The following is a 12713-nucleotide window of genomic DNA, read 5'->3' as shown; positions in this document are numbered from 1 at the left end:
CTTCCAGGAGGACAACAAGAAAAGTAGGTCAAACTAATTTTGTCCGCGTACTTATATTGAACAACTGCATAAACCAATTTTCTTATGGCTCTTGCTCGCGGCAAAATTCTGTTCAGTACATTTGGTTTTTAGCTTCTTTTTCAGAAAACAGCGTCTAAACAGAACGCCACTCTTCGGCGGCAGCCGTACACCTTTCTGTTCTCTAGCAGATGACCACCCACGGCAGAAAGAAGCGATGATTGTAAACCCACACGAGAAAGGCTGGGAGATTATTTACCAGCAGGCGCACGCTTTACTGGCAGCGGAGATTGGTTTTGCGTGGCAGACAGAAAAAAGGCCGCTCCACTTCCTGCAAACCCTGGCCGCCATTGCGCAGCATGATGACGGCCAGCGAGACCTCACGGGCCGTTACGCCCTCACGCCCGCCGGGGCACCCGCTAATTTCACCCAACTGCCTTTCTGCCTGGAACAGGCGCAACAGGTCATGCAGGAAGCTAGGTTCCAAGGCCGGTGGCGCAGTTTGCTCACCAGCATGCACCTTTCTTTTCTGTACGAGGAACTGCGCGGCCAGAAAAAACTGTGGGACGATTTCCTGGACGAACAACTCGCCTCGCAGAAAAAGTGGCGGCACGGCCTGAAAATCAAGAAAGCCCAGGCCCAGTATGCGTATGACTTCATGCAGTGGTGCGACCGCTTTTCGCTTATTCTCTGCCGCAATGAGTTGCCCGAGATGGAGCGCGCGCTGGAGATAAGCAACGGGCCAGACCAGATACGGTACGAGGCAACCCAACTGAAAACCGGAACGGTGCGGGTTTCGCCGTGGCCCTTTCAGGAAAAACAGGTGGCCTTGAGCGTAGAGGCCCGCTGCCTTACCCAACTGCAGTTCTCCTCAGACCAGGAATTGTCTTCGGCATTAGAACAGGCGCCCATTACCAGAAAAGAATGGCTGCTGCAGAAAGAGTAACCACTCTTTCTGCTTTAAAGCGTGTTCTTTTTTAACCTACGGCAGTATTCCCCGTTATTTTATAGCAGAACATTCTTTTTACCAATGGCCATCCAGACCTCCTCTGACACTGAACTTCGCTCCATCATTTTTGCCAAAGAGCGCGTAATTGTCAAATTCATAGACGAAGACTGCCTCATCTGCAAAGCGCTGGCTCCCTCGTTCAAGCGATTCTCAGAGAACCCCATGTACCAAGGCATTACCTTCCTGCAGATGGATGCCGCCGAGAACCCGGTGTCCAGCAAGGAGGTGAAACTGACCGGCACGCCCTTCTTCGCCATTTATTACAAAGCCACCCTGCGCGCCTGCGCCTTGCTGTCTTCAGAAGAAGACGTGCGCGAGTTTCTGGATCAACTTCTCATGGCCAAAGAGTAGCCTGTTTTAGCACTATTTTCATAAAACGGGCTTAAATTTGCTTTCTGCTTCTGCAAGAGCCACCAATCTAACCACAGCATGCGAGGGCACTCTCTTCTTTTTTACGTTTCTGTCCTGTTTTGCCTGTGCCTCCCCACTGGTTGCCAGAAGTCCACGACCCTCAAGGCCACGGAGCCGGAGGTTACGGTGGCTGCCCAGCCGCTACCAGAACCCCAGCTTTCCACCATTACTTTGCCTATCTCTATTCCGGTCACTGCGTTGGAGGGAATTCTGAACCAGGAGCTAACCGGCGTCATTTACCAGGACGACAACCTGCAGGACGATGACCTCATGGTCAAAGTCACCAAAGCAGGCCCTCTAAAATTAAAGGCCGAGTTCAGCAAATTATCCATGGAGGTTCCGCTCAGAATCTGGGCCAAAGGCCGCTGGCAATGGAACGCCTGCGAACTGTGCAAAAGAATTCAGAAGACCGAGGAAACAGAATTTGAGGTGACCGTCCGCACCGAGAGCCGCCTGCAACTCCAACCCAATTATACCTTAAAAAGCTACACCAACGGAGATTTCGCCTGGGGAAACCGGAAGCCCACTCTCTCGTTAGGCCCTTTGAACCTGAATCTGGCCCCTTTTATAGAATCTAAGCTGAAAGCCCAACTCGCTCCCATGTTCCTGCTATTAGACCAGGAACTACAAAAGCGCATTCCGTTGCCAACTTACTTAAGCCTGGCCTGGGAACAACTGCAGGAACCGCTGCAGCTCAATGAACAATACAATACCTGGCTTTCCATTGAACCGCAGGCCGTTCGGCTTACCCCACTGGAGCTTCAGCAGAATCAACTGAGCCTGCAAGTAGGGATTGACGCTTATATCAAAGTGCTCTCGGGCCAAAAGCCAACCCAAGCCAAACCAGCGGCTCTGCCGAATTACACGCCTACGCGCACCCTTCCGCCGGTGGCGCAACTCAACATTGCCAGCGATATTTCCTATTCCTATCTCACGCAGGTGCTGCAGAAAGAACTCAAAGGCCAGGACTTCAGCTTTGAGGGAGGCAAGCACCAACTTACCATTCATGACATTACCATCAGCGGGAAAGGCACCAAGCTGCTCCTGGCCCTGGACGTAAGCGGCCAGACCAAAGCGGCTTTCCTCAAAAAGAAATTCAGCGGGAAAGTGTTGTTGCAGGCCACGCCTTTCTATGAGGCCGCCACCCAAAGCATAAAGGTGCAAAACCTGGAATACACCCTGCAAACCCGCGACCAACTGATTAACACGGCCCAGTGGCTTCTCCAAAACCGCTTCAGAACAGAACTGGAAAAGCAGATGACGGTTCCGGTTAAAAGCCACCTAACCGCTCTGCGCGAAGCCCTACAAACCGGCCTCAAAGAAAACAAACTGCAGGAACGGTTTCTTTTGCGCGGCACCAACTTCACCCTTGACCCAGATACTTTGTATGTGACCCCCACCGGCGTACAAACGCGTTTCCTGGCCTCGGGGCAACTCACGCTTTCTTTTCAGTGAGAGATGGCAGGATTGGGAGAATGGGAGAGTTAGGAATTGGGTTGCCTTACGCAAAACTGTGGTTCCCGGCAAGTCTGGAGACTCGCTTCCTCCCAAGTCCCGAGACTAGAGTCTGGCGCCAGTAGGCTCTAAACCTGTGAGGTCTTGGAGACCTCACAGGCTTTCGCGTTTTGGGCCTCCTTCCGCAATGCCGCCTGCTCCCGCAGCTCCTACGAGTGTCTGCGCCGATGCCGTTTCAAGCCTGTTTCCCGCAAAACAGCTCCAAAATGATGCCTCTACTTCTGCCAGACATACTTGAAGTTCTTTCTTCTCTCATTCTCTCAATCATTCCATCTCCCCATCTGCTCAAAAGCGGTGTGCCGTTAACAATTGCGAGTTTCTCCCGTAGTTTCAATACATCTATTATCTGATTCAACGCGAATGGCGAAATATACTATAAAAGGCATTTTTGCGCTTATCACGAATTCCGCATCGGAGTTCATGAAGAACAACTCCCTGCGGCTGGCGGCGGCGCTCTCCTATAATACTATTTTCTCGCTGCCGCCGCTCTTGTTTATTGTGATACGCTCAGCGGGCTATTTCTTTGGGGAGGAAGCTGTGAGTGGACAGTTGTACGCCCAAATCAAAGGCTTGGTAGGGTCTGAAGCGGCCGCCGAGATCCAGACCATGATTACCAAATTGCACCTGGAAGGCCCTAACCCACTTGCCACCTGGATAGGGCTAGGCACCCTGTTTTTTGCCGGCACCACCATCTTTGTGACCCTGCAGGAGTCCTTGAACAATGTTTGGAACCTACAGACCAAGCCCAAGAACGGCATCCTTAAACTGGTCATGGATCGGATTCTGTCTTTCGGGATGATTCTCAGCATTGCGTTTCTGCTGCTGGTGAGTTTAGTGGTAAGTGCCGTCATTGGCGTCCTCACAGACTACCTCCAGCGGCTACTTCCTGATATAGCCATCGTGTTCATCTACCTGCTGGATGTCATCGTGTCCATGGGCTTTATTTCACTCCTTTTTGCCCTGATTTTCAAATACCTGCCAGATGCAATCATCCGCTGGCGCGATGTGTGGGTGGGAGCTTTAGTGACGGCTTTCCTCTTCTTGCTGGGAAAATACCTCATTGGCTGGTACCTGGGCCAAAGTGATTTCAGCAGTTCTTACGGCGCGGCGGGTTCCATGGTCATTCTGCTTTCGTGGGTGTACTATTCTTCGCTCATCATTTTCTTCGGGGCCGAAATAACCCAGGAATACGCCGACACCTACGGGCAACCCGTCAAGCCCAACCATAACTCCGTCAGGATTGAGATACGGGAATTGCCCCATGAAGAATCAACAGACGCCCAAATGGCTGGCCGCCCGCCCGCTGAAGGCCGTTTCAGAAAATAGCCGTTTTGGGGTTGTTTTACCAAAAACAACCCCAAAACGGCCCCTCCGGCGGGTTTGCTTCCGTTGCTGTGCCGCTTTCAAGCAGCGGTTGGGTTCTGCTTTCCTTTTCGGGCAACGCCCGTGCGCAGCAGAGAAATCAGGCTTCAACATGTAGGGGTATCCCGCAGGATAGGGGTCTTAAAAATATACCAGAAATGCAGGGCTTGTACGTAGCTTTGCAGAGGGTTTCTCCGTATACAGAACACCTTCCTTACTATTTCTCTTTTATTTTCTATTACGGGTATGTGGCGGCTGTTAGTGATCTTATGTTGGCTCCCCCTGGGGGTACATGGCGCCTGCCAAGGAAATCAGGAACCAGACAGTCCGCGGGTAGCAAGAGCCGGGGTGAAGCCCAAATCTACTGCTCCCAAGAACTCCTACGCGCCTAACTTCAACAATCTTGCCCGCATGGAGGCCTTTTATGAACGCCTGCAGCTGGTATCTCAGGAAAACCCCGAGGTAATGAAGGCGGCGGCGTTCATCAACAACCCTTTCTTGCCGGTAGAAGAGCCGGTTTTGCAGCACTATGCGGCCCAGATCCGCACCAAGCTCCAGGTACTGAAAGACACCGTCACCAACCAGCACAAAGCCCGGTACATTGACACCCTTTTCCAGCTCAACTTTGATTCCAGCACCGTAGAGCTGTACTACCCCATGTACACCAAACGCTTCCTGCTCTCCTACGCCGACATCAAAAGCCCCAACCTGGCCTTGCGGAACGGCATCAAGGTAGGGTGCTCCCGCCAGGAGTTACTGCAGAAATTACTGGACTACAAGCTGTTCATCAAAGAGCAGAAAAACGTGATTGAGGTCTGCGACTGGGAACGCACCTCCTGGCTCAGGTTCCACCTGTCTAAAGGCAAAGTGAGCAGCATCCAGTATGAAGGCTACATTGACTGAATAATTAGTAATTGGGAATTGGCCTTCCTAGAAAGTGGTCTCTCCGTAGTTTTGCTAATGCGTTTTGAGGCTGGTTTATGGAAAACGGGCCGAAAACGGCCTTGGCGCCAGACACTCGCAGGAGCGGCGCACACTACGAGGTCTTTGGAGCAGGCGGTATTGCGGCATCTTGGAAGCAGACCCAAAACGCGAACCAAGGCCTCATAGGTTTAGAACCAACTGGCGCAAGACTCCAATCTCGTGACTTGGGATGAAGCGAGACTCCAGACTCGCCGGGAACCACCGGCGGGATTGCGCAACTTCTTTCCCAACCGTCTTTAATTACAATCTTCATAAAGCGTCTTTCTACAGAGGGCGTTTTTCTGTTTTAGCCCTGTTTTCAGGGAAATGGGGCTAAAACGAATAATCTGATCCTGGCCGCTGCCAGCAGTGTCCCCTCAAGATTTAGGCTAGCTATCTTTTTAGGTCTGGCCCCGTTTTAAGCCCGTTTTCTGAAGAAAGAGGCCAAAACACACGCTCCCCATTCCTAATTCTTAATTCTTAACTATATTTCCGTCCATGAATCTTGAAGTAAGACAAACCAGAGACGGTTCTACCACGCTTTTCGTCCCCGAACTGAATGAGCATTACCACTCGGTACACGGTGCGTTGCAGGAATCTTTGCACGTGTTTATCAAAATGGGGCTGGAAGCGACGCTGGAACGCCAGCCTGCCGTTCGCTTGCTGGAAGTTGGCTTTGGAACCGGCCTTAACGCCCTGCTCACCTTGCAACACACCTTGGTTTCGGGGGCGACCGTCCACTATGATACCCTGGAGAAATATCCGCTCACGCCGGAGGTGGTGGCGCAGCTGCAGTTTGACAGATTCATTCTCAACCCAGAGTTGCTGGACTTCTTTAAGCCGCTGCACGCCGCCCCTTGGGAGCAACCCGTACCCATTACCCCCCACTTCCTCCTCCGCAAACTGGAAACCGATCTGGAAACCTTCTCCCCGGCCCCGGAAAGCTATGACCTCATCTATTTTGATGCCTTCGCCCCCGAAAAACAGCCGCACTTGTGGACAGATGCCATCTTCCAGAAAATGCACGACAGCCTGGCACCCGGCGGCACCCTGGTCACGTATTGCGCCAAGGGCAGCTTCAAAAGAAGCCTGAAAGCCGCTGGCTTTACCGTAGAAGCGTTGCCAGGCCCTCCGGGCAAAAGGGAAATGACGCGCGGGGTTAAATCTCTGTAACGGCTTTTTAAGGGTGTTTTCCGCAAAACAGGCCCAAAACACCATCCCCGCTCTTTCGGGGTGGAACTCTGGAAGCAGGCAGGTTAGGCCCGAACAGCGGCATCAGCAAAAGTTTCCCTACAAGATAAGCCTTCAGGAGGGGAATATTCTTATAAGCCATTCTTCTACCGCTTGACTTCTACCCGTCTGCAGGACGATGAGGGCATTGCAGCAGAACAAGCAGCAACCCGCCTCCTGCGCCTTCCCCATCGGAGGGCCGCCTGCGTAGCCCGAAGCGAGGGGAAGCGCAAGCAGCGGCAGTCCAGACAGCAATAACCCAAGCTCCCTATGGAACGGAAGGCTTTTACCGGGTGGTACCTTCCTGAAGTACCGCCTGTCTGAGCGGCAGCGGGTTCAGGGCTTCTCCATTCTTGTGGTTAGGTTGAACAGCAAGGATCAACCTGACAAACGTGCGCAGAGCGCATCTGTAGCCTGAGCCTAGTAAGAAAGGAAGTAGAAAGTAAGCAGCTCACCCGTTTCGCCAATCAGGAGATTGGCTGTCCACCAAGTGCGTAGAGCGCTGGCGCTAACTCCACGCACAGCAAATGATGCACAACAAGAGAACGACGTCCCCATCCATCCAACCCTTTGTTAAAATCTACCCTTAATTCCGTATCTTCCAACTTCCAAACAGTACCATACAAAACCCTTTACATGAGAACCCTTTATTTTCTGGCTGCCTTTCTGTTGGTAAGCCTGGGAGGGCACGCCCAAACGGGGCAACCTGCCAAAGCCAATTACCAGTTGGCCTCCCGTTTCTCCCCTAAAAAACTGGAAAAGCTTATCTTCACCACCAGCTTAGACCCGCACTGGCTCAAGCAAACCGACCGGTTCTGGTACATGTACGAGACTTCCAACGGCAAGAACTGGTACCTTGTAGACCCGGCTAAAAAGTCAAAACAAGCCATCTTCAACACCGACCAGCTGGCCGCCGACATCACCCTGGTGGTACGTGACCCCTTTGATGCGCAGCACCTTCCGCTGGAGAACCTCAAGTTCACCGATGACGAGAAGAACGTTCAGTTTGAGGTCAAAAGCACCATTGATCAGGTAAAGAAAGACCGGATTGATAAAAAGGCCGCCGATTCGCTGGAGAAGAAAACCCACTATTTTCAGTATAACCTGGCCACCCGCAAACTGACCGAGCTAAAGGATTACAATAAGCCGAAACGCAAGCCTACGTGGGCCTCCATCTCGCCCGATCAGAAATTTGTGGTGTTCGCCAAAGAGCATAACCTGTACTGGATGGATCGCGCCAACTATGAGAAAGCCCTCAAGAACGAGAAAGACTCTACCATTGTAGAAACCAAGTTCACCACCGATGGCGTGGAGCACTATTCCTACGGCGACTCTCAAGGCGAAACCAACGTGGAGCGCGAGAAAAACAGAAAGAACCGGAAGCCCGCCTTCCTTATGTGGTCGCCAGATTCTAAGTACTTCATCATGACCCGCACCGATGCCCGCAAAGTGAAAGACCTGTGGGTACTGCACAACACCGCCGCTGGCCGTCCGGCTTTGGAAACCTACAAGTACCAGATGCCCGGCGAGAAAGAAGCGCCCGTCAGAGAATTGCTTTTGTTCAACTTCACGGACAAAACCGCTAAGAAGATCAACGCCGCCGCTTTCAAAGACCAGGAGATCTCGGTGTGGCCGGCACCCGCCAAGCAAAGCTCCCGTGATGACGAGTTCCGCGCCAACCTATGGCACGGCACCAGAGACAAGGTCTATTTTACCCGCACCAGCCGCGACCTGAAGAAGATTGACGTACTTTCTCTGGATGTTCCTACCGGCACCGTAAAACCTTTGATTGACGAGCGGTTCAACACCTATGTAGAGGTAAGCCGCGTAGGCCTGGTGAACGGCGGAAACGAGCTGATCCACTGGTCTGAGCGTGACGGTTGGGGACACTTCTACCTGTACGACGGCAACGGCAAACTGAAAAACCAGATCACCAAGGGCCCTTTCCACTGCGAAGAGATTATAGGGATTGATGACAAAGCCCGCGTGCTTTACTTCACCGCCAACGGCCGCGAAGCCAAGGAAGACCCGTATTACCTGCACCTGTACCGCATCAACTTTGACGGTTCTGGCCTCAAACTATTGAACAGCGGCAACTTTGACCACCAGGTGAGCATGAACGACAGCCGCAAGTTCTTCGTGAACACCTCATCGCGCGTGAATACAGTGCCCAAATCTGCCTTGTATAACAGCAACGGCAAGAAAGTGATGGATCTGGAAACGGCCGACTTGTCTAGCCTAATGGCCGCCGGGTACAAATTCCCGGAGCCGTTTAAAGTGAAAGCAGATGACGGCGTGACCGATTTGTACGGGGTCATGTACAAACCTTTTGACTTTGACTCTACCAAGAAATACCCCATCATTGAGTACATCTATCCAGGCCCCCAGACCGAAGCCGTGAACAAAGCCTTCGGCAGAAGCATGGACCGCATGGATCGTCTGGCGCAACTGGGGTTCATTGTGATTACCGTAGGAAACCGCGGCGGTCACCCGGCCCGCTCCAAATGGTACCACACCTACGGTTACGGCAACCTGCGTGATTACGGCTTGGCAGACAAGAAGGCCGCTGTAGAGCAATTGGCAGACAAATATGACTTCATTGATGCGGATAAAGTAGGTATCACCGGTCACTCCGGCGGCGGATTCATGTCTACCGCTGCTATGCTGGTGTACCCCGACTTCTTCAAGGTGGCGGTATCTGGTGCTGGTAACCATGAGAACAACATTTACAACCGCTGGTGGTCTGAGAAACACCACGGCGTAAAAGAAGTGATCACCGCCAAAGGCGATACCACGTTCCAGTACGCCATTGACAAAAACCCAGACCTGGCCAAGAACCTGAAAGGGCACCTGCTCCTTACCCACGGCGACGTGGACAACAACGTGCACCCCGCCAATACCATTAGAATGGCCGATGCCCTGATTAAAGCCAACAAACGCTTTGATCTGGTGCTCATGCCTGGTCAACGCCACGGCTACGGTGACATGACCGAGTATTCCTTCTGGATGACCGCTGATTATTTCTCTAAACACCTGCTGGGCGACTTCTCCCAAACGGTAGACATTACCGAGATCAATAAAGAGACGGAACAAACCAACAAGAGACCTCAGGCTGCCCGTAGAGCCACTCCTGAAGACGAGGAATAATCTCCCATCAGAACGGAGCACCCAAAAGCCGCAGCCCTTGAATGGGGTGCGGCTTTTTTCATCATACAGTCACTTCAACAGAACCTGGTTGGTTTGCTTTCTTACGCCTTTGCAGGAGACGCTGGAGCGCTAAGCTCACCCCTTTCAAGCTTATCTTGGAGGGAAACCCTTGCAGTAGAATTGTTAGAGATTTAGATAGTCAAAGTAATGATAAACTAGAACAGAACACTCGCGGGACGCGAGCGAGTGAAAACATTCCTTTTAAATAAAATGTCGAAAGTCCAATCCGAGAGCACTCTTCTGCATCAGATTTCCTCCTTTTTGGTTCTGCTATGGCGCTGATTTACGGCAAGGGCATCTTGTGAGCTGTTCCGGTTTTTCGCCTCTTTTTCAGAAAATGAGGCAAAAACAGAAAGGGAAAGCGCCCGGCAGCAGGTTGGAAGGTAGCTTCTGGCCCCAGACCAAGCCTTTTATATAGAATTTTCCGTATAAAGCTTCTATGAGAAAAATGCTTTTCGGGCTGTTGCTCTTTTTAGGCGCACTTACTTCCTGCTCCAGAGACAACACGGCTCAATATGAAACCAACCCTTCGGTAGAACAGGTGGTAGATGCTGCCCCTGCCGTTTCCTTTGCCAGCTTTTCTGCTGAACTGCCCGTGTTGCCTTTACCCTTTAAAGCCACGTGCGCTTTTGACTATGCCATCGGCCCCAGGTTAGACACTACGGTGGCCAGTCATTACCTAAAACCTCATGAACTCCCTTACCGCCGCTTTCCCGTCAGTAAAGAGGTGACTGCCTTATTGCTGCTTTTCCCCGCCGATGAAACGATCCCCAGAATTAGAACCTACCATCCAGACGGCACCAAGCTAGACGAGCAGGATCTGAAATTCACGCCCTGCGGGGAGGAGCCCGGCATCAAGCACAGTGAGCAGTACACCATTCAGAAAGACTTCACCATTGTGCACATAGACAGCACCACCCGCTGGCAATTTGACGCGGAGTACAATGAGGTTCCCAACACCAGAAAACTCACCGTCACCCGCAAACGGTTCAAGATTTCGCCCCAGGGAGACATCACCGAAATAAAGTAGGAGCAGGAAGCAGCAGACTACCCACCGCCATTTTACCTTCGCCCAACACGTTTATCTCTATGAAAGAATTTAAGAAGTATTACCTCCTGCCCGCCACCCCAGAAGAAGTGTATATAGCGCTAACCAACCCCATCACGCTGGAAATCTGGACGGGCGAGCCAGCCGAGATGTCCACGGAGCCCGGTACCGAGTTCTCGCTCTGGGAGGGCAGCATTGTGGGCAAGAACCTGGCCTTCGAGGAAAACAGGAAGATCGTGCAGCAGTGGTATTTTGAAGGCGAACCCGAAGATTCTATTGTCACCATCAAACTGCACCCGCACAAGCAGGGCTGCTCCATGGAAGTAAAGCAGACCAACATCCCAGAGGAAGCTTATGATGATCTGGTAGAAGGCTGGAATGACAGTTACGCCGGGGCTTTGTTATCGTTTTTTGAAGAGCAGTAGGCAAAACGTTTTCATGCCGTTTTTCTTAAGACGGCATGAAAACAGAAGAGGCCGGTAGTGTACCGGCCCCTTCTGTTTATAATTGATGGAAACAGCTTATTTATCCCACCACAATCTGTCAGCTAATGAACCTACGGCTGGCACGTTGGCTCCGTTCCGGCTGATTTCATCGGTTGGGTAGGATACCCGTCTAATGAAAGTGGTAAGGGCGGCATTGGCCGGCAGCGTGAAGTTCTTGTACTGGTAGTCAAACCGGCGGGCATCGTTCCAGGCTTCCGGATTGAGGTAGGTGGTCACGTATTTCTCCTTGAAGATGAGCTCCAGGGTAAGGTTAGCGGCCCCTACGCCCACGGCCGGGTTGGCCAGGTAGGCGGCTTTGTCGGTGGCTGAGACCCCAAGCTTGTCCATGCTGGCACTGATGCCCGCTAGGTAGGCGGTATACGCCCGGGCTTTGTCATTGGCCCGGAAAGCAGCCTCGGCCTCCACGAATTTCAGCTCGGCGTAGGTCACCAAAAAGATGGGCGAGGTGTCGCTGGTGAAAGGGGAAGTCAGGGAAATGTAACTTTCATCTTTCAACGTGGTGCTGGCAGTGCCTCGGTTCCCAGCACCGTTGATAGTGCCTATATAGGTGTTGGTGACCGTAGCCGAGGCGATCTTGGAAAGCCGCGGGTCTACGAACCCATAGGTGGTGCCGTTCAAGTGGTCAACCAGTTGTTCTGACAGCCACCCGCCCAACAAGTTGTTTGAATTGGACAAAGCCACTCCCGCCCAAAAGTTGCGGCTGAAGAAAGAATTCATCCCTGCATCATCGGCGTTGCTGGTGAAAGAATTTTCTACGGCCGTTAATACCTGTGCGGGTGCGTACGAGGCGGTTTTGCTTACTTTGTTTAACTGCCGCGCCTTGAGGGCATACGCCAGTTTAAGCCACTTGGCCCGGTTGCCGGCATAGATCAAGTCACTGGCGGCATCTAGCTTAACGGGCGCGTCAGCTTTGGCCAGTTCTGTGATGGCCTCGTTGAGCAAGGTAAGGGTTTCTGCGTACAGTTGCTCCTGGCTGTCATATTTAGGCGCAAGCGAGCTCAAGTTGAACGCCTCTGAGTAAGGGGCATCGCCAAATAAATCAGTGACCATGGCCAGGTTGTAGGCCATCAATACATTGGCCACGCCCAGGTACTCACTGTTGCCCAATTCTACCGCTTTTTTCCGCAGGTCGTAAATATCGGCCATGGCCAGGTAAAGCGAATTCCAGGTGCCGGAGTAGTTAGCTATCTCGTAGGTATCGGTGGCCCCGGAGGGAGACGGGTTGGCCAGGTGTTGGGCAAAATAAGAGGTGATGCTGGCTACGCTGTAGTTGGTAGCCCCAGATTTGTGGGTAGCGGTGGAAAGCAAGGAAGCCAGCGACGGATTGGACACCTGATTGGGGTTTTCATTCAGGTCAAAGTAGTCATCACAGCTCTGTAGCCCCAGGCCCCCTATCACTACAAAGGGGAGAATATATCTATAGACTTTTTTCATATACTTTAAA

10 protein-coding genes are annotated in these 12713 nt (G+C 52.2%); 9 read left to right on the top strand and 1 reads right to left on the bottom strand.

Going from position 1 to position 12713, the window contains the following annotated elements; translation table 11 throughout:
* Positions 1-235 precede the first annotated feature (235 nt).
* The 9 genes from HHO50_RS06405 (at position 236) to HHO50_RS06365 (ending at position 11188) form a co-directional block, all read left to right on the top strand.
* The gene (locus tag HHO50_RS06405; RefSeq protein WP_181305159.1) at positions 236-964 is read left to right on the top strand and encodes a DUF3891 family protein; all 729 of its coding nucleotides are present in this window, start codon (positions 236-238) and stop codon (positions 962-964) included.
* Positions 965-1048: 84 nt separating this feature from the next.
* Complete coding sequence (locus HHO50_RS06400; protein ID WP_181305158.1) at positions 1049-1378, top strand: thioredoxin family protein; 330 nt, start codon at positions 1049-1051, stop codon at positions 1376-1378.
* 78 nt (positions 1379-1456) lie between these two features.
* The gene (locus HHO50_RS06395; protein ID WP_255478618.1) at positions 1457-2893 is read left to right on the top strand and encodes a DUF4403 family protein; all 1437 of its coding nucleotides are present in this window, start codon (positions 1457-1459) and stop codon (positions 2891-2893) included.
* 420 nt (positions 2894-3313) lie between these two features.
* On the top strand, positions 3314-4279 hold the full coding sequence (locus HHO50_RS06390) for a YihY/virulence factor BrkB family protein (RefSeq protein ID WP_181305156.1): 966 nt from the start codon (positions 3314-3316) through the stop codon (positions 4277-4279).
* Between the two features lie 384 nt (positions 4280-4663).
* Positions 4664-5218 carry a hypothetical protein gene (locus HHO50_RS06385; RefSeq protein WP_181305155.1) on the top strand — a complete coding sequence of 185 codons (555 nt, stop codon included), beginning with the start codon at positions 4664-4666 and terminating at the stop codon, positions 5216-5218.
* A 558-nt stretch (positions 5219-5776) separates the two neighbouring features.
* Positions 5777-6451 carry a tRNA (5-methylaminomethyl-2-thiouridine)(34)-methyltransferase MnmD gene (gene mnmD, locus HHO50_RS06380; RefSeq protein WP_181305154.1) on the top strand — a complete coding sequence of 225 codons (675 nt, stop codon included), beginning with the start codon at positions 5777-5779 and terminating at the stop codon, positions 6449-6451.
* A gap of 693 nt (positions 6452-7144) precedes the next feature.
* A complete protein-coding gene (locus HHO50_RS06375) occupies positions 7145-9655 on the top strand; it encodes a DPP IV N-terminal domain-containing protein (RefSeq protein WP_181305153.1) in 2511 nt (836 codons plus the stop codon).
* Positions 9656-10154: 499 nt separating this feature from the next.
* On the top strand, positions 10155-10745 hold the full coding sequence (locus tag HHO50_RS06370; RefSeq protein ID WP_181305152.1) for a hypothetical protein: 591 nt from the start codon (positions 10155-10157) through the stop codon (positions 10743-10745).
* A 59-nt stretch (positions 10746-10804) separates the two neighbouring features.
* Positions 10805-11188: an SRPBCC domain-containing protein gene (locus HHO50_RS06365; RefSeq protein WP_181305151.1), complete on the top strand. Its 384-nt coding sequence runs from the start codon at positions 10805-10807 to the stop codon at positions 11186-11188.
* A 96-nt stretch (positions 11189-11284) separates the two neighbouring features.
* Here HHO50_RS06365 and HHO50_RS06360 read toward each other — a convergent pair whose 3' ends face one another.
* Positions 11285-12703 carry a SusD/RagB family nutrient-binding outer membrane lipoprotein gene (locus HHO50_RS06360; protein ID WP_181305150.1) on the bottom strand — a complete coding sequence of 473 codons (1419 nt, stop codon included), beginning with the start codon at positions 12701-12703 and terminating at the stop codon, positions 11285-11287.
* Positions 12704-12713 lie beyond the last annotated feature (10 nt).

Source organism: Rufibacter sp. XAAS-G3-1, assembly GCF_013623775.1.
Lineage (GTDB): Bacteria > Bacteroidota > Bacteroidia > Cytophagales > Hymenobacteraceae > Nibribacter.
Note: the sequence above shows the minus strand (reverse complement) of the source record. Positions and strands in the feature narration are given on the sequence as shown.

Bases quoted from the DNA above. Each gene is read 5' to 3' on its own strand.
- HHO50_RS06370 (WP_181305152.1), top strand. From the start codon at position 10,155: ATGAGAAAAATGCTTTTCGGGCTGTTGCTCTTTTTAGGCGCACTTACT.
- HHO50_RS06365 (WP_181305151.1), top strand. From the start codon at position 10,805: ATGAAAGAATTTAAGAAGTATTACCTCCTGCCCGCCACCCCAGAAGAA.
- mnmD (WP_181305154.1), top strand. From the start codon at position 5,777: ATGAATCTTGAAGTAAGACAAACCAGAGACGGTTCTACCACGCTTTTC.
- HHO50_RS06400 (WP_181305158.1), top strand. From the start codon at position 1,049: ATGGCCATCCAGACCTCCTCTGACACTGAACTTCGCTCCATCATTTTT.
- HHO50_RS06390 (WP_181305156.1), top strand. From the start codon at position 3,314: ATGGCGAAATATACTATAAAAGGCATTTTTGCGCTTATCACGAATTCC.
- HHO50_RS06405 (WP_181305159.1), top strand. From the start codon at position 236: ATGATTGTAAACCCACACGAGAAAGGCTGGGAGATTATTTACCAGCAG.
- HHO50_RS06395 (WP_255478618.1), top strand. From the start codon at position 1,457: ATGCGAGGGCACTCTCTTCTTTTTTACGTTTCTGTCCTGTTTTGCCTG.
- HHO50_RS06375 (WP_181305153.1), top strand. From the start codon at position 7,145: ATGAGAACCCTTTATTTTCTGGCTGCCTTTCTGTTGGTAAGCCTGGGA.
- HHO50_RS06360 (WP_181305150.1), bottom strand. From the start codon at position 12,703: ATGAAAAAAGTCTATAGATATATTCTCCCCTTTGTAGTGATAGGGGGC.